This is a genomic window from Paenibacillus terrae HPL-003 (genome assembly GCF_000235585.1).
Lineage (GTDB): Bacteria > Bacillota > Bacilli > Paenibacillales > Paenibacillaceae > Paenibacillus > Paenibacillus terrae_B.
Window position 1 is genome coordinate 3,275,905 of record NC_016641.1, and the last position, 18,870, is coordinate 3,294,774.

At 39.9% G+C, this 18,870-nt stretch carries 13 protein-coding genes and 1 pseudogene; 9 read left to right on the forward strand and 5 right to left on the reverse strand.

The annotated features are described in order from the left end of the window. The first annotated feature begins 116 nt into the window (after positions 1–116). From HPL003_RS15005 to HPL003_RS15035, 7 genes are all read left to right on the forward strand, one after another. Entirely contained in the window at positions 117–2,117 is a 2,001-nt protein-coding gene (locus tag HPL003_RS15005; protein WP_014280528.1) for a fibronectin type III domain-containing protein, read from the forward strand. A 96-nt stretch (positions 2,118–2,213) separates the two neighbouring features. Next, on the forward strand, positions 2,214–8,075 hold the full coding sequence (locus HPL003_RS15010) for an RHS repeat-associated core domain-containing protein (protein WP_014280529.1): 5,862 nt from the start codon (positions 2,214–2,216) through the stop codon (positions 8,073–8,075). A gap of 38 nt (positions 8,076–8,113) precedes the next feature. Continuing rightward, entirely contained in the window at positions 8,114–8,914 is an 801-nt protein-coding gene (locus HPL003_RS15015; RefSeq protein ID WP_014280530.1) for a barstar family protein, read from the forward strand. An 88-nt stretch (positions 8,915–9,002) separates the two neighbouring features. After that, on the forward strand, positions 9,003–10,226 hold the full coding sequence (locus HPL003_RS15020; protein ID WP_014280531.1) for an RHS repeat domain-containing protein: 1,224 nt from the start codon (positions 9,003–9,005) through the stop codon (positions 10,224–10,226). 167 nt (positions 10,227–10,393) lie between these two features. Further along, entirely contained in the window at positions 10,394–10,636 is a 243-nt protein-coding gene (locus tag HPL003_RS15025; protein WP_158308738.1) for a hypothetical protein, read from the forward strand. Between the two features lie 15 nt (positions 10,637–10,651). Beyond that, positions 10,652–11,149 carry a hypothetical protein gene (locus HPL003_RS15030; RefSeq protein ID WP_014280533.1) on the forward strand — a complete coding sequence of 166 codons (498 nt, stop codon included), beginning with the start codon at positions 10,652–10,654 and terminating at the stop codon, positions 11,147–11,149. 707 nt (positions 11,150–11,856) lie between these two features. Beyond that, positions 11,857–12,345, forward strand: a complete 489-nt coding sequence (locus tag HPL003_RS15035) for a HEAT repeat domain-containing protein (protein ID WP_014280535.1) — start codon at positions 11,857–11,859, stop codon at positions 12,343–12,345. 579 nt (positions 12,346–12,924) lie between these two features. Here HPL003_RS15035 and HPL003_RS15040 read toward each other — a convergent pair. After that, positions 12,925–13,803 carry an alpha/beta fold hydrolase gene (locus tag HPL003_RS15040; RefSeq protein WP_014280537.1) on the reverse strand — a complete coding sequence of 293 codons (879 nt, stop codon included), beginning with the start codon at positions 13,801–13,803 and terminating at the stop codon, positions 12,925–12,927. Between the two features lie 191 nt (positions 13,804–13,994). Here HPL003_RS15040 and HPL003_RS15045 point away from each other — a divergent pair, with 191 nt between their 5' ends. Continuing rightward, positions 13,995–14,567, forward strand: a complete 573-nt coding sequence (locus HPL003_RS15045) for a TetR/AcrR family transcriptional regulator (protein ID WP_014280538.1) — start codon at positions 13,995–13,997, stop codon at positions 14,565–14,567. Between the two features lie 246 nt (positions 14,568–14,813). Then, positions 14,814–14,944, forward strand: a pseudogene (locus HPL003_RS30550) (transposase); the annotation flags it as partial. Positions 14,945–14,959: 15 nt separating this feature from the next. Here the strand turns inward: HPL003_RS30550 and HPL003_RS27595 are convergent. The 4 genes from HPL003_RS27595 to HPL003_RS15060 all read right to left on the reverse strand — a co-directional run bounded on the left by HPL003_RS27595 (position 14,960) and on the right by HPL003_RS15060 (position 18,851). Further along, a complete protein-coding gene (locus HPL003_RS27595; protein WP_337998901.1) occupies positions 14,960–15,082 on the reverse strand; it encodes a helix-turn-helix domain-containing protein in 123 nt (40 codons plus the stop codon). Positions 15,083–15,472: 390 nt separating this feature from the next. Then, positions 15,473–15,778: a hypothetical protein gene (locus HPL003_RS15050; RefSeq protein WP_014280539.1), complete on the reverse strand. Its 306-nt coding sequence runs from the start codon at positions 15,776–15,778 to the stop codon at positions 15,473–15,475. A 122-nt stretch (positions 15,779–15,900) separates the two neighbouring features. Beyond that, positions 15,901–17,172, reverse strand: a complete 1,272-nt coding sequence (locus HPL003_RS15055) for an MFS transporter (protein ID WP_014280540.1) — start codon at positions 17,170–17,172, stop codon at positions 15,901–15,903. 215 nt (positions 17,173–17,387) lie between these two features. After that, positions 17,388–18,851, reverse strand: coding sequence for a glycoside hydrolase family 1 protein (locus HPL003_RS15060; RefSeq protein ID WP_014280541.1), 1,464 nt, complete (start codon positions 18,849–18,851; stop codon positions 17,388–17,390). Positions 18,852–18,870: the final 19 nt, after the last annotated feature.

Below are 18,870 nucleotides of genomic sequence, written 5' to 3' on the forward strand. Positions count from 1 at the left end.
TACAAATATATCCTTTTGAAGAAGGAGGAGCAGGAACTGAGATTTAGAAATATATTAATTTTTATATTCTTTTAACTTTGTGTTGTCACTATTTATTGGGGAGAGGGATTTTACAAATGAAATATCTTTTAATCGAATTAGGGAAGAAGGAGAGAAGAAAGATAGCTAAGCCAGTCATTTTAACGATGCTTGGCTTATTTGTTTTTATATCTCTATGGAGTACGGCTTTGCTTCCTCAGGAAGTATCAGCAGCTTTTACAGGTGGAATACCCATAAATATTTATCCACGACCAGACAAAGGAGGATCAATTGGACCTCCTGAAGAAAAGCCAACGCCCTCAGAACCATCGTCTACACATGAAACAGTAGCTTTGTCAGATGGCTCGATTGTACATGTGCAGGCGAGTTCTCCCTACATCACTTTCACTCGCAACAATGTAGTTGTTTATACCAAAGATCTTGGAGCTGCCTTATCAGTTAAATTTTACAGTGTCTCGGTATCTTCTAATGCGATAAAGGTCAATTACTTTTATAAAGATGAGTGGAATGGAGCCAAATCCTCGGGAAGTTTTACATACTCAGGAATCGTTTTAACTACTCCAGCCAGTCCGCACATGAGTTCCAATATTACGGGGATGACGAATCAAAATGTCCTTATTCAATTGGATGGTGTACCTAGTAATTATAAAAGGGAATATAAAATTGGTGTGAACGGTACATGGACTCCATACAATAACTCATTTCAAGTGTCCGAAAATACTACAATTTTTGCTCGTTGTACAGATCATTACGGGAACATAAGTGCTGTGAATTCATTGGTGATCAACAATATTGATAAGACACCGCCTGCGCCGCCGTCATTCAGTCATAGCCCTGCGAATGAAATAGCAAATAGTATCAGAGTTACAATTAACTATCCTTCTGATGCAGCCTCAAGGGAATACCGTGTCAATCAAGGAACATGGAAGGTGTACAATTCACCCGTTGATGTGAATGAGTACGGGATGCGTATACAGGCACGGGCAATAGATAGTGCGGGAAATGTTTCACAGGTTGTGGATTCCGTCATGAATTTGATTAACAGAGCACCAGCAGTGATAAAGGCCATTCCAGCTACCACGATCGAAATGGATGAGGGAGCCTCAACTAAAGATTTATCCGAATACTTCGCTGATCCAGACCAGCAGCAGCTTCGGTATTCCGGTGTGAATTCCAGTTCATCTGTTGTTACACATCAATTTGTGAAGGATTCAAGGGGGAATACCTCAATACTGAATTTGCAACCGCAAAGCTCGGGAGAATCGACGATAACGATAACTGCTACAGATCCGTTAGGCAAGTCTGTATCCCAGAGCTTCGTTGTAAAAGTTCTAGATACCACATATGTAGAACAACTGACCAAAACTACAGCAGCGGTAGTACAAGCCGAGACTTCTAAATTACAAGTCGATGTAACAGCAGCTGTAGAACTAATAAACAAGCTGCGTGATCCAGACAAGAGCAAATTGGTTGAAAGATTGGTTGTAGTACAAAAAATCATTGATGTCCAAGCTGCATATGCTGAGCAATTGACCACAGCTACACAAGCAGTTGTAAAAGCAGAAACTTCAAATTTACAAACGGAGATTAATATAGCCCGTGCTTTGCTTGTGAATCTCAATGAAGAGGACAAGCAACAGCTTAACGGCCGATTGGACCGTATACCGGCTATCGATGATTTACCTAAAGATATAACAAGCCCTTCCAAACCTAAGAAGCTAACAGGTTCCAGACCTGCGCCTGACAGCATTGTTTTAACATGGGAAGCATCTACGGATAATGTTGGAGTCGTTGGCTATGATGTTTATCGCAATGGTCAGATGATAGGTAATACCAAGGAATTAACATTCCAAGTGAAGCAGTTAGAACCTCAGAAAATATATATGTTCGCAGTTAAAGCCAAAGATGCGGCGGGTAACTATTCCGAGTCTAGCAACATTGTTAAAAGCGGCTTATCCAGAAAGTATAAATACATTTATGACGCTAATGGAAGGCTTGAGCATATTGAACAGGATGGTCATGTAATTTTCCAATATCAATATGATTCCAATGGTAATTTGATACAAATTAAAGAGTAAACAACTCCAAATGAATAAACTGTATACAAAATTAAAGTCTGGAATGGAGAGAAGAACTTGCGATTTAGAACAACAAGACGTCATATAGCGATAATCATGATCATCACTATTATTTTTGGAACGATAAGTGGATATATTCCTCAAAATGTTTTTGGGGCAGGAAATGAAGATACACAATACTCAGCAGATCAAATGGCTGCCCGATTTGGAGTTACGTCATCTTTTTTGTCAGAACAATTAAGAAAAGGTTATTCTTTAAACCAGATTTATACGGCGTTATATTCGGCTGAACAAGATCATATTAGCTATGAACAAGCAGCAGCTTCGTTATTTCCTATAGAAGAGAACCAATCACAAACCGTCACAAGTGACGTATACAATAAGCTATCGGATGCTCCACTAGATAACTTGATCTCTCATAATGTTACAGATGATGTTTATCCGACAGACGATCCTGATCCTGTAAACAAAGTCACCGAAGATGTATATAAAATGGATGTCTTAAAACAAAGTCTCATGGCGAATGTACCGCAGCTTCCACCCATTAGAGAAGAAGCGCCAGTATATAATAAATCTTCTTTTAATGAAGCTCCTTATTCTGTTGGCGACGATAAAGAATCTATATCCACTTTATCAGGCAGCTTATCGCTGCAAAATACAGATTTAACACTGCCTGGACGAAATGGACTAGGTTTTTCTTTGACGCGTCAATATGATACGAATCGGGCTCAGTTTTTTGACAAAGGCGCTGAAATTATTGACAATAGTGCTGCTGTACAAAATTACTATGTTTACTTTAAGGCGATGATGAAGCCCATCACAAAATTATACAAGGCAACATATCAGCAAAAAAGGTGGATACAAGAGGATACAGATGGTGATGGGAATGTTGATGTTAACGCCTATAATCTTCAGCCAGAAACCAAAGTTATAGGCACATACACGACTTATGAAGCTGCTAGTCAAGCGGCGGGACAAAAAGTAACTTATACTACACCCCCGGAATCTAGAACAGAAACAGATTATAGAAGAAGTACATCTAGAAATGATTTTGTCAGTTCCATAAAGTATGATTATCATGGATTTAAAGGAACTCTATCCCGAAGTGGTTCACCTTATGTTATTTCTGGAAGCGAATCTCAGCCTGTTTCTATGGGTGCAGTTGATTCGTGCAGTTTTTTTAGTATGGGATCTTACAACTCACAAGGTTACTACTCGGGTAGTAGCATTACAACTTGTGGTAATTCAATGCATTATTCTTCAGCGAATGGATTTAGTGGAACACTTTATGCCTACAATACTTACTATTCTTCGACTTGCCCGAATTATGATAGTTCTAGAGCGAATTCTATTTGCTATGTATCAGGAACTAAATATTACAAAGGATCTGTTTCAAAACCAGGGTATGATACCCGAGAATGGAGACAAGATTATAGCGGGACCGTGACTAAACCCGGTTATACAAGCGATATTGGTTATAGCGAGTGGACTAGTAACGGAAAAGGCGGAAGGACAAGAACGGCCTTTACCATGGAGGGCTCACCGCAAATTGAAACGATTGTTTCAGAGGGGCTCGAAACGGCTGTTCGTCGGCAGACAGCACTGTTCACAACCATTGCTGAGGCTGAGCACTACAGGGATATAATAAACAGCAGTCCTCAGGCTGAAATTCCGGGTAACGATGGGAATAGATACTATATTGCAGCAGATGCAGATGCTACCGTTTTTGCTGAGATTGTAGCCTATCAACCTTCATTTATTTTTCAAAACCGTACCTATCCTGCGCTAGAAGATCAATTGAACCCTCTGGGTAAGGGATGGTCCTGGAATTTGCCTTATGTAGAAACCAAAGAGGGCAAGCAGTACATGCACTTGGGGGATGGTGGAAGCTATGAAATTGAGGGTGACCAGCTTAAAGGTTACGACTGGAAAGGACTGACCTTCACTCCTGACACTTCAGTAACAGTTAATGGAGAAAATTCAGCCTATGTATTAACTTCTGTGGATGGAATGAAAAAACAATATTTCTCCAAAGACGGTCAGTTGCTGCAAATTGAAGATGCATATCATAACACGATAAAGTTCAATTATGAACTCAATGCTACTTATAAACGTAAATTGCTTAGTAAGGTAGAAGATGTAATCGGCAACTCGATTGATATTCAATATACGGCTACAGATGTTACTCTGTCTAAAGGAAACCGGACTGTTGTTTATCATAAACATAAAGAGCAAGGTGTTGAATTACTGGATTCAGTGACAGATGCCGAAGGCAGAAAAACCACATATTCCTATACATTGGCACCTGCCAAGTTTAATTTGAGTGCGTCTCATCCTGAAAGACAAATCTCTAATCCGTACGCTTTGTTAACCAAAGTATTTCATCCTACCGGAGCCTCGACTTTATATACTTATGAGGACCAGCCGGTAAAACGCTATATTGGCTCCAATTCGGTAAACGAGGCATATAGAGCGGTCTCACGTGTAGATCAAATCACATATGAAAACAATCAAACCGAAAACTATAATCGGGAAACGATTCATTATAATTCCGATATGGGTGAGAGCTATGTAAAAGATACTTCGTTCTCTACCGTAACAGACAATGGATTGGTTCGTTCAACATTCAATTATAATAAAAAGTTTATTAGTGCAGACATGCCACCACAGTATTACCTGGATCAATCTGTGGTTAAAGCAGGAGATTCTGAAAAGAGCACAGCTTATCAATACGGCAAGCAGGTGACAGGCAAAGCCTATACCGTACCTGTTCCAACCCGTACTTCGTCCAGCAATAATCAAAATGGAGACGTTTTGACAACGACTGCTGAATATGATGATTACGGTAATATGACAAACTCAGTAGATGAAAAGGGTTCACAGACTGCGTATACGTACGACGACAAGCATAGAATTAAAACCGTTACTGAACCGATTGATTCCCAAAGCACTGGAGTAACAGAGTACACACGTAACCCACAAGGGAAAGTAACGCAGGTCATCGTCTCCAAGGATCATTCCGGGGGAGAATTACTACAAAAAGTAAATTATTCGGGTATAGATGCTTACGGAAATACAACGGCTCAAACCATTTCGAATGGTAATAAATCTGTGACTACAACAACGGAATACAGTAGTAGTTACGATCATGCCTTTCCAACGAAACAAAGTGTTGAGATTACGAATATAGATGGAGAAAAATCTACAGTTTCGATTCAGTCAGATTATGATAAGTCAACTGGTTTAATCACTTCCTCGCTGGATGGGAAAGGTCAGAAAACCGGGTATCAATACGATGCTCTTGATCGCGTAAAGGCTGTAACCTATCCGGATGGTAAAAGTATCCGTGTAGCCTACGATGATCTTGAGAACACCGTAACGGTTACGAATGAGCTGGGGATACGAACCAAAACACGCTACAATGCTTTGGGCTGGAATATCGAGTCAGGATTGTTCGAAGGTAACGATTACGTGATCAAGTCCAAGTCAGCTTATGACGATAACGGAAGATTAGTGTCCAGTGAAGATGCACTTGGGCATCTGACACGCTATGGCTATGACGCTTGGAGCCGTACAACCTCGACAGCCTATGCAGACGGTTCAGAAGCAGCAGTTAAGTATGATGATGCTCTTCGTCAAGTAATTCAACGAGACGGTGAGCTTAATGAACAAATTCAAATCTACGATAAATGGAACCGTTTGGTACAAAATAAAGAAAAATCAGCAACGGACGGTAACGAGAAAATAACTTCCAAGATAGTGTATGATGCTGTAAGCGATCAGATTTTAAAACAAACCGATGCCAATGGAAATGAGACTCAATTTTCATATAATGCCCTGGGTGATCAAACATCTGTGACGGAGTCTAACGGCGAAACGACGAAGTACACTTACGATATGCTAGGTAATCTCACTCGGATCACATATCCGGATGGTCAGGCCAAGGTGAAGTCGTATGATGAACTGGGTAGAGTGATTCAAACCAAAGACGCGAAGGGCCAGATCGAAAAGCGCCATTTTGATGCCAATGGCAACTTATCCAAAAAAATAGATCGCAACGGGAAGGTCACTTCTTTTGAATACGATAGCCGTAATCGGTTGAAGTCGCGTATAGGTAAAGATGAGACTGTCAGCTATGTATACGATGCTGCAGGCAAACGCCTAAGCATGACAGATCAAACGGGTACAACATCCTATGCGTATGATCCGTATACGGAGCAACTGAACACCTTGTCTTACCCGGATGGTCTAAAGCTCTCCAATCAGTATGATTCGAATGGCAATCGAACTGAAATGACAGGACCATTTGGTGAGCAAGTAAACTATACGTATGATCAATTGAACAGACTAAAGACCGTAGGCAATACAAAAGATAAGCCTGTTTCGGAATATACCTATACCAAAAATGGATTGCTGGACTCAATGGTATCTGCAAATGGTTATCGTCAGCAAAACCAATATAATGGGATTGAGTTAGTTGAATTAAAGCACACACGGTTTGATGCGGAAACGAATAGCTTCCAATATAGCTATGATCCTGGTAAAAATATCACGAAGCGTATTCAAAATGGTATAGAGGATGCCTTTACGTATGACAAACTGAATCGGATTGTTACCTCTACCGAAAATCAGGATGCTTATTCGTATGATGCCAGAGGGAACCGTCTTACGATGGAAACGGAGAGACCTCCTCATACGAAGCCACGTGAGAACAGCTTTGACGATCAGAACCGATTGACTCAAGTTAAGATCGGCGGGAAGATTGTAGAGTACCGATACAACGGGGATGGTCTACTGACAGACCGCATACAGGATGGTGTCCAAACCCGATACTACTATGATGGAAACAGCGCCCAAATTATAGCAGAAGCTACGATTGAAAATGGAAAACCTGTATTAAAAGCTAATTATATTCGAGGTCTGAAATTAGACGCTATAGCCTATGCGGATCAAACAGAAGCCTATCCCGTCTATAATGGTCACGGAGATATTATTGAAATCAGAGATTCATCTGGAGCCTTGCTGAATCAATATCAATATGATATTTGGGGTAATGAAGAGGTCAAGGAAGAAAAAGTCCACAACCCGTTCCGTTACTCTGGCGAACTGTGGGATGATACAACAGAACTGCAATACCTGCGCGCCAGATGGTATGATCCCGATAGTGGAAGATTTATTAATGAGGATACGTATGAGGGAGAGGTTGATAATTCACTAAGTTTTAATCTGTATGCATATGTGCATAATAATCCGCTAATTTATATTGACCCTAGTGGTCACAGGCATGAAGCAGGTGCTGGAGGAGGTGGATATTACTATCAATTAGCAACTGCCAGCGATACTATGGCTATAATTGATTCCCGTGGAGCTAGCTCAGCGTTTAGAAACCAACTGTTGGGCAGACTATTAGATAAACACAGTAGATCCTTGTATGGGTATGCACTCAATGGTGAAATGACCCAGAATCAGTTTAAATATCTTTTTAACACTGCAACCAATACTACCAACTCAGGTAGCGCTAAATGGGCACTTAAAGAACTTGATTATTTCTTTGTTCACGGCTGGGATGATAAGCTTATTACCGCTGCAGAAGGTTTTGGTATGGCAAGCTCTGGTGCTATAAGTGGAGTAAGTTCAGGCAATAGGAAATCAAAAGCTAATCTTTCAACTCCAAATCCTATTCAATCATCTATTCGAGCTCAGTATGAGGAAATTATACTTGGAAGAGGTACGCCAAGAATTGATCCCGGAACTGGTAAACAAACAATTTTCCAAGCAAACGAGCTTAAAAAAGGTGCTAGCTCTAATGTATGGGCAGGATCATTAGAATATGATGTTCCAGGTACTTCCCATAGAATTTTAAAAAGACCAGACGGCAAACTTGGATATGTTGTTAATCATGATTATTCTAAACCTAAGTTGTTTCCAGCACCATGGTATCCAGAGGGTGGAAAATAAAAATGTGAATCCCTGACTATTCTGAAAAGAGGTCTGATATGAAGTATAGATTTGCAATCATTGATGATGAAAGTGGGCACATGCTTGGTTTTTGTAAGAATGTAATTTGTTTAACGAGTGAGGCAACTGTTGAAACGTATGAAAAAATAACTTTTGAGAAATTTATATTTAATGAAGAATTCATAAAAAATATGACTGCCACAAAACAATCCTTATACAATTTGCAGATTGCTGTTTTAAATGACGAAGAGGAGGTGATTGGAAGTTATCATTGTTATCTGCCGGAACCATTTGAAATTCAAAAACTTAATGACATTAAAAGAGAAGTGAATCTTGAACTTTTGGGGGTACTTGATACAAAGCTATCACCTGTCGAATTAAGATTATGGGACTTGTTAAGGAGGAAACATAAGCTTGTAAGAAATAAATGGAAAGAGTTCTCCGAAGAAGAGCGCTTAGGATGGTTAAACGTAGTTAGAATACATTCCATGTATAATAAATCATCAAAGCAAGACAAGCAAGGAGAAATTTATACTATAGATGGAGAATATGTATCAGATTTCCTATCCTTTTTTATAGCATTAGGTGAAGCGATCAACGAACCTGGAGGCTACTATGGATTTAATTTATCTAGTTTAAAAGACTGCCTGTGTGGAGGTTTTGGAGCAATAGCGCCTTTCACAATTAATTGGAGAAGCCCACACTACTTTTTGAAAAAAAATCAGGAGGAAACAGTTCCAGAAGGGATGAACTCTGTTTCCTCATCCCAACAATATTTTATGGAATTATTAACGATTTTGGTTTCAGGCAGTGTTACTGTGAGTTTTTCCTTAAATTGAAATAACGGAAGGTACGTCAGGCGGTGATTGGAAACAATCGCCGCTTTTTAATATAGATCAGTATGATTCAAATGGAAATCGAACCGAAATGACAGGATCATTTTGCGAGCAAGTAGATTATACGTATGACCCTTTGAACAGATTGAAGACTGTAGGTAATACAAAAGATAAGCCCGTTACGGAATATTCCTATACCAAAAATGGATTGCTGGATTCAACGGTATCTGCAAATGGATATCGCCAGCAAAACCAATATAACGGGATTCAGTTAGTTGAATTAAAGCATACACGATCCGATGCGGAAACCAATAGCTTTCAATATAGCTACGATCCTGGTAAGAATATCACCAAACGTACTCAAAATGGTACGGAGGATTCCTTTACGTATGACAAGTTGAATCGGATTATGACTTCGAGCGAAAATCAGGATGCCTATTCGTATGATGCCAGAGGTAACCGTCTTACGATGGAAACAGAGAGAGCCCCTCATACGAAGCCAAGGGAGAATAGCTTCGACGATCAGAACCGATTGACTCAAGTCAAGATCGGCGGGAAGATTGTGGAGTACCGATACAACGGGGATGGTCTACTGACAGACCGCATACAGGATGGTGTCCAAACCCGATACTACTATGATGGAAACAGCGCCCAAATTATAGCAGAAGCTATGATTGAAAATGGAAAGCCTGTTTTAAAAGCCAATTATATCCGGGGACTAAAATTAGAGGCCATTGCATATGCGGATCAAACAGAAGCCTATCCCGTCTACAATGGTCACGGAGATATTATTGAAATCAGGGATTCCTCCGGAGCCTTGCTGAATCAATATCAATATGATATCTGGGGTAATGAAGAGGTCAAGGAAGAAAAAGTCCACAATCCATTCCGTTACTCTGGCGAACTGTGGGATGATACAACGGAATTACAATACCTTCGTGCCAGATGGTATGATCCTGATAGTGGAAGGTTTATTAATGAGGATACGTATGAGGGAGAGAACGAAAATCCTTCGAGTTTGAACTTGTATACGTATGTCCAAAACAATCCGTTGATTTATATTGATCCTAGCGGGCATTATATTTCAACTGGACCATTGGAAGAGTTTAAATATGAATTAGAACTAGCTATGAAGGACGTACATTCTAAAAAGCAGGCCGATTATTGGCTGTGGAGAGAAGAAATAGGTAGTATTTTTGCTCCTGTGTATAATGACAATAACAATGAATTCAAATTTTTATTTGGATTAGCAACCCAAACAAGCCCTTATGGAAATAGTAAAAGAAGGCGGACTGGGCTAAGAGCTACCTACTAGAGGCTTATAGTGCTTATATCACGGGATATGTTTATGAATCTTCGGGTCTTGTTGGTACTGTGGGCACGATGTTTGGTCCTAGTAATAATAGGGGGGCGGGAAATGCTTTTAGCCGTGATACTATTATTAAATCAGCAACAGCACTTAAGAAGGGTGGAGAGACTGTTGTGGGACATGCTCTACAAAAACATGCAGGAAGAAATCCTGATATCTGGGGCAAAGTTAAGGGTGGACCAGACCAAATAAACCAGTCTGCAAAAAAACATTTGGAGGGAATTATTGATGCTCCAGGAGATTTCGTTAAAGTTACAAATGACAGGGGGATTACATTTCTAGAAAAGAAACTGCCTGATGGTCGAGGAGTAAGACTCAATCAAGATGGGACATTTAAGGGGTTTATTGACCAATAAAAAGGAGTAGGTAGATTGGAAAATCTTGAAATTATACTGGAAGACTTTCGAAAAGATGAGTTAGACAAACTAGTTTTTGAAGAACTTAAGATCAACTCGTCAGAAGTAAAGTCCTCACATTTCTTTGATAACAACAGTGAAGAAGATATTGAATTTCATCAAATCAAAAGTTTCCGGGAGGTATTTTCACCTATTGGAACAGGAAATGCTTTTCTGAACCAAGTGGAAATAGGTTGTAATCTAAAAGATGTGATGATAATATTTTCTTTTGAAAAAGATACTGGGGATATTGTATTTAATTTTCCAGAAATTGAGTTATTTACAGGTGAGGATTCTGAAGTGAAGTTGAAAGCCAAGAAAATAGTGGAATTTTTTGTGGATTTAAAAGATAAATACAATATTCCGAAAATAAGAATCGGTTTTGAACCTGCATCGGATGATGATAGTTGTCTAGTGGAGATAGGCCCAGATGAAGTTAATTTAGAGAGTATCTTAAAAAAAATATTAATTTAGTTCCAGAACCTTAAGAGATGTCCTCTTAAGGTTTCTTTTTGTTTGGTGGGATACCCAATGTCGATAGTAAAACGTTACGCTTTCTTTTATTACCAAGTATAGATCACAATATCAGGATGCTTACTCATATGGTGCCAGAGGGAATCGTTTTACAAGTATGTGAAAGATAATCCGTTGATTTATAATGATCTAAGTGGACATAAAGTAAGTGAGATTGAACTAAACACTTATCTTGAAATTGCTACAAACGAAGGCGAAAATTCTGAAGCTTGGTGGAAGATCAGAAGTATTTTAGGTCAAGAAGCCTGAATTAATAAGACTGATTGTAATATGAAGCGCGACACTTGCTGTACAGGCCACATGAAATATTTACATGTTTCTCTTTCTATTTTGAAATGAAGCTTACATAGAGGATTCCTTTATGTATGACAATTTGAAACGGGTTGTCACTAAAGGGTACGGAGATATTATTGAAATCAGAGATTCCTTTAGAGCCTTACTGAATCAATATCAATAGGATAGGAGGAGCAAAGTCAACTCGTGATAATTGGTATGGCTATAATGATAAAGGATTTCAAAAATGGTGGCACAGATCGGGCAAGAAAGAATATGGTGGTAATGATATCGAAGATAGTGCAGAGGCTAAAGCAATATATGAATACTGGACGTCGAATGGTAAGCCAAATGTCAAATAAGGTGGAGACGAAATGAATAAATTACTTTTAGAAAATGTTATAAATAATGGGGATTTAGTGAAAGCAGTGAAGATGATAGAAGAAGTGGGCGAAAAGAGAGATAATGAATTTACATCTATACTGATTAAGCATCTTGGATCAACTGGTAATCCAATATTAAGAAATGCAATCTCTATTGCATTAGCTGATATAAGAAGTCAAGAAGCTATTTTACCACTTATCAATGTACTGAAAGACCCAAAAACAGAAGGGAGTAGAGGAACGTTATTGTATGCTTTAGAATCTTTTGATATCGTTCCTCATGTTGTTACAATAACAGATTTACTTGATGATAACTTTGAAGTCAGCAGACATTCTTTTAAATTGATAAGTGGTGTGGCTAATAACCTCTCTAATACTCAAAAGGAAATATGTAAACAATTGATAAAAGATAAGATAGCTGATGAGAAAAATAAGAATAATCGCACCTTTTTGTTAGATTCTCTCCATCTTTTCAATTGATTTTTTCGTGATAGTTTTTTGCGAATAATTAGAATTTCTATAGGTAAAAAGCTCTGTAAAGACCACATGTGAGATAATTGTATGTGGTCACTTTCTATCTCGAATTGGAGCCTTGAATTGGCTACACTTAGTTGAACAATAAAAATGAGGGCTTGTAGAATAAACCTATCATCCTAAGGAGCGGATCTCTACAGTGCCGAAACAATGACGTACATTTACAGCAGAGTTCAAGAAGCAAATGGTGAAATTATACGAGAATGGGAAGCCCAGAGCAGATTTGGTGGAGGAATATGGCCTCACCGTGTCGGCTATAGATCGCTGGATTAAATATACTGGAATGGCATCTATCATATCCTTTTCTTGTTGTTTGGCAGGAATTACAACAGTACAGGATTTTCATATGTTATTCCATTTTTATACTCTTTTTCTCCAATTTAGAGTTTCAACCACTAACTTTGGTGTAGAGCCGAAAATAAAAAGGAATTTCTCCCTCGACATTAGAGTTCTGTTATTTTTCCAATAACAAATTCCATTTCAAGATGCGAAATCCCTTTTTAATGAACAGATAGGTCTGTATAATTAAAGATTTCGTTGAGCTGCTAATCGAGTATCAAGAAAGTTTAGAATTAAATTTACGCTGACTTCCAGATCCTCTTCAAGCGGGAAATGCCCAGTATTCAACAAATGCACTTCCACGTCCTGAATATCATTTGTATAGGCAAGAGCCCCTTTGACCCCGAAGAAGATATCGTTTCGTCCCCAAGCGACAAGAACAGGCGGTTGATGCTTCCGAAAGTATTCGTGCCAAGTCGGGTACTGCTTAAGGTTGTTCTGATAATCGTAGTAAAGAGCTAGCTGAATCTCATGGTTACCCTCCCGGTCCAGATGAATCTGATCATTCTTCCAATTATCGGGACTGATTGCTTCGGGGTCACGTGTTCCGCTCACATATTGATGCTTCGTGACTTCGATTGATAATAGGTCGATCACACCCTGACGGATCGTAACGTCATCGGGATTTTTCCAAAAAGCTTGAATTGGTGCCCAAGCAGCTTCAAGTCCCACCTCATAGGCGTTACCATTCTGTGAGATAATGGCTTGAATTCGTTCCGGATGCATGACAGCAAGGCGGTAGCCGACCGGAGCACCGTAATCGTGTACGTAAATGCTGTATTTCACCAAATTCAATTGAACGACAAAGGTGTTAATCAGATCGGTAATACCATTGAAGGTGTAGTTGAAATCGGTCATTGACGGTTGGTCACTGTTGCCAAATCCCGGATAGTCGGGAGCGATAACATGGTAACGATCCGCGAGCCGAACGATTAGATTGCGATACATATGCGAGGAAGAAGGGAATCCGTGCAGTAACAGAATAGTCGGATTGTCTCTGCTGCCAGCCTCTCTATAAAAAATGTTCAGACCGTTTACCAAAGTATACTTGTGTTTAACGTTCATTACTACCACCTCAATTTTGAATTATAGTTGCAACACGTCATTCCGTATTGCTAACTAAATTATACAGACAAGTCTGTATACATTCAAGTGTTTTATGATTTGCAAATCAGTTTGAGACAATATATTATAAACATACAGGTCTGTACATATTTATAATTGATCGAATTAAGCTTTGAAATGGAGATAATCTGATGGCAAATAAAAGCAAAAAAGAACAAATACTCCGAGTCGCCTCCGACCTTTTCAACAAACAGGGCATTCGTGCGACGGGTATTGATCAAGTCGTGGCAGAGTCTCAAGTTGCCAAGATGACATTGTATAATCACTTTCCATCCAAGGATGAACTTGTTTTGGCCTTTTTGAAGAGACAGGACAAACAGTGGAGGGAATGGTTCGAGGCATCCGTAGAAAGCCGAAACGGGAAGCCGCAAAAACGTTTGCTGGCAATATACGATGTGTTAGGAGAATGGTTTGCAGCGCCGGACTTCACCGGGTGCGCCTTTATCAAGACGGCTTCGGAGTTCTTGGACCACACCCATCCATATTATGCGGCTGCCCACCAATATAAGATTTATCTGAGGGATTATATCGCAACGCTAGTGGCCCAATGCGGTTCTCAACAGCCAGAAGCCTTGGCAAACGCTTTGTATTTGCTAGTAGAAGGAGCCATAACCGCCAACATGCTGCGAACCGATCCTCAGTCTGCCGTTCATGCCCGCGAAACGGCTAAAATCCTAATAGAGCAATTTACGCAGATTACCTGAAACAGGAAAGGATTGAAGGCCAACAATTGTTCCTAATCGTTCGAGTCATTCTGGATGAGGCGAAAATCATATATCAAAACACAAAGACATAAAAACAGTCCAATGACCCTGAATTTGAGATGTAGCATACCTGTATTTCTCTTTTCCAGAGGTGTTTCCTGTATGGATTCATATATTATCATGATTTGTAGCACCGGTGTATTCGTTTCTGATGGTTGGAGGATTATTCCATAGTAGAAATATGTCTTGAAAACGATGCACAACTGGGAAGAGGAAATCGTAAACACCATCGCTGTAGCTGGACCAATGCCACTGTGGAAGGAGGACATAATCGCATCAAAACATATCAACGCCGACACTCTTATATAAAGAACTGAGAGCCGCTAAGCATGTTAACGGCTCTCTTCGTCGTTTTCCGGCAAGTATTCGATCAGTTCACCAGGGAGTGCACCAAGGGTTCTACAAAGTGTATTCAAGGTTGGAAAGTCAATTCGGGCGTTTGCGTTGGAGGGCAGCTTTTAGAAAACCTAATTGAAACAGTTTCTCATAACAAGAGAGATTCATTTTACTAATTTGTATCATTCTTTCCTCTATAGTGTTAAAAAGGAGCGTCAAAGTGTTGACAATAACACTGTTATATATATCCTGAAAACAACAAAAACAACACTTTAATGTGCATTTGGTTTATTGAAATGTTATTTGTGAACGTCGTAGTAATATGCTTATCGTACCAAAACGTTTTACAATTATGTATGATATGCGAAGGGGTTCTTTATGACAATCAATATTTCTTTTTATCTCGAAAACGGCATACTGTGTCTGCGCCATGTGAAGAAGGTGAGGCAATCATATCACACGCGTCTTTCCTGGATAGAGAGAGCGGAGGTTTGCAACTGGCAGACAGCTTATGATTTCAATGAATGTGCCAGTTGTTGACTGATGAAAATGAGCGGATTCCGAATCAATATGGTCAATTCCACCACAACAGTACCAACAGAGGGAGCAAAGCCAAAATCACCTCCCAATAATATGTTTTGCTGCTGCTCTGATGAAGGAAATTCCGGTTCATCCAGGCTATATTGTTCTTTGATTCTCTCTTTCGTTTCATGATCTATGACAAGGTTATCCTGTGCAAAGGTACAACTGACAGGAACGCTTAACTGTATTAAAAGAAGTAATGTAACTGGTATAAGCACTTTTTTGCTTTGCATGGTTAGCTCCTATGATCTCCGTTTTTGACCTCTTAACTTTTGTATCTACCATAATGAAGCCACCTCTGCACTAGATACTGAGACAGAAGTGGCAATTCAACGTATGACTTCTTTTAATTTGCCTATAAAGATTCCTGAAGGGCTTTAGAAGAAGTGCCGTAATCAGCATAACGGGGGAGCACAACAGTGTAGTATATTCCTACAATAACGGTACAGACCCCAACTAATAAAAACAAGACTTCAATTGAAATAAATGATGGAAAGCTTATAGCAATGAAACCCAATGTAAGGGATTGGGACAGCATCATTAACGGATTAATTAAACCTTGCACACGTCCCATCATTTGGGGATCTACAATACAAGGCAGCCATCCTCCTATGCCAATATTAATGAACGGAAGTACCAGTGCAATGGCGAAGTCGATAATCAAAAAAACATAGAGGTGATTAACAAATCCAAGTATGCATATACCAATTCCGGCGACCAGAACTCCCGCTGCAATCATCTGGTGTAGCTTTAGCTTGGCGGAGATAAGAGAAGCAATTAAGGTGCCAAGCAACACACCTGATCCAAAAATAATACTTGTCCATACCGTATACTGCTCATAGTTGTCTGGAGCTAGCTTATATTTAAGAATAAACATCGGTAAAACGCTAAATCCCCCATTTAAAATACCGAACATAAAAAAGCCTGAAACCAACCAAATCAATAGTCTGTTGCGTAATATGTAAAGAAACCCTTGTTTAAAGTCATGCATGACCAGTTTGAATTTTAATTGTTTAAATTGATGTGCCCCGTTCGGAAGGCGTACTTCCTTTTGAATTTTGCAGGAACGAATAAGCAATGCAGAAACAATAAAAGAAACAGCATCAATTAGGATGGCTCCAGTAATTCCAAAATGCCAGTAAACGACGGCCCCCAGAGTTGCTCCAAATAACATGAAAAGACTCCCTATCATTTGATTGAGGCCTGCTGCAATGGTGTAATCATCTTTGCTTAAGATTCCCTGTATAAGGGCACTTTCGGCTGGGAAGAAAAATTTGGAAGCAGCACTACGGATGAAGAGGAAGGCAAATATCAAAGGAATAGAATCAACCCAAATAAAAATGAGCAAACATAAGGATAATAAAGCGCTGATCCAGTCACAATTAACAGCGATTTTTTGTCGGTCCATTCGATCTGCAAGTACTCCAACTACGAGAAATACTGCTAACATCGGGAGCGAATACATTAACTCGGCAAGCGTTGCATAGTATGGCTGATTCGTAAACCGTTTCAACAAGTAAAACATGAATGCAGTAACCCCAATAACTCCTCCCATTTGTGAGGCGAACGTTGCCAGAAAAAGCCTGACATAATTCTTGTTTCTGAGTACTTGTTTTAATCCAGTCACAGTTCCATCCCTTTCGCTTTCAAAGCGGTTTTTAGATGCCTAATTAAAATAATAGTGAAAAGTAGGAATTTTGTACAGAAAAGTGACTTTAATGTCACATTAAAATGCAACATAAACTAAATAACCAGCCGCCGGTTGATATCCGACGACTGGCTAGTTAACTTGCCAGGTGTTTGATTCCTAACTCACAAATGGAGGACAGTCCCTAATCTAAATTAACCCAAATCCTCGCCATTCGTAGCAATCACTTTTTTATACCAGTCGAAGCTTTTCTTCTTTTTGCGGTTAAGGGTTCCGTGGCCTTCGTCGTCCTGATCCACATAAATAAATCCGTAGCGTTTGGACATTTCTGAAGTGGATGCACTGATGATATCAATGGCTCCCCAACTGGTGTAGCCGAGCACCTCAACGCCATCCAGAATAGCTTCCTTTAGTTGTTCGATATGCTGTCTGAAATAGTCAATCCGGTAATCATCTATAATGGAGCCGTCTTCTTCGACAGTATCCTTGGCTCCCAGCCCATTTTCTACCACAAACAAAGGCAATTGATAGCGATCATAAAGTTCCTTTAAAACGGTTCTCAAGCCAATGGGGTCCAACTGCCATCCCCATTCCGTTAGCTTCAGATTTGGGTTTTTAACCGTACTGTACAGGTTAGCTCCTGTAACTCCATATTTCTCCGGCGTTGTAGTGGAGACGAGGGAGGTATAATAGCTGAAGGAAATAAAATCCACAGTATTCTCTTTCAAAATCTGCTCGTCTTCTGCTCCTTTTACGATATGAATTTGATGCTCCTCAAAATAGCGCTTAATGATTGGCGGGTAGCTACCGCGTACCTGGACATCAGTGTGAAGCAGGTTCATTTGGTTGTCGATTTGAGCTTGCTGCACATCTTCCGGGCTGCTTGTAGCAGGATAATGGATCATTCTGGCTAGCATACAGCCGATGTGGAAGGCCGGATTGATTTCACGCGCTCTTTTGGTTACCAGGCTGCTGGCAACGAACTGATGATGTAATGCTTGATAGGACGCTTGTAACAGGTTTTCTTCCTTGTCCCCGACAATTCCGCCGCCTGTGAACGGTTCAATAATTGTCGTATTGATTTCATTAAATGTCAGCCAGTATTTTACTTTATCCTGATATCGGTTCATAACGGTCTCGGCATACTTTATAAAGAACGAAATGACTTTTCTGTTTGTCCAGCCTCCATAATTCAACACTAGCGTCATTGGCATTTCATAATGGGATAGCGTAACCAGAGGTTCAATATCGTATTTACGTAGCTCGTCAAAAACATTGTCATAAAATTGTAGGCCAGCCTCATTTGGCTCCTGATCGTCTCCATTAGGGAAAATGCGACTCCAGTTAATCGAGAGACGGAATGTTTTGAAGCCCATCTCAGCAAATAACGCAATATCTTCTCTAAAATGATGATAAAAATCAATTCCATAACGCTTCGGATAACCCTCAGCTGTTTTTGCTTTCATGGCCTCCGCGATCGTTTCACTGGATACGTGCATGAGGGCACTAAGATTGGCATAATCTTTTTTCTTATAATAAGGAACCATATCTGCGGTAGACAAGCCTTTGCCGTCTGCGTCAAATGCGCCCTCCGCTTGATTGGCGGCGATAGCGCCTCCCCATAGAAAGTTCTCGGGAAATACGTGTGCTTTACTCATAAGTGTGTGCTCCTTTATC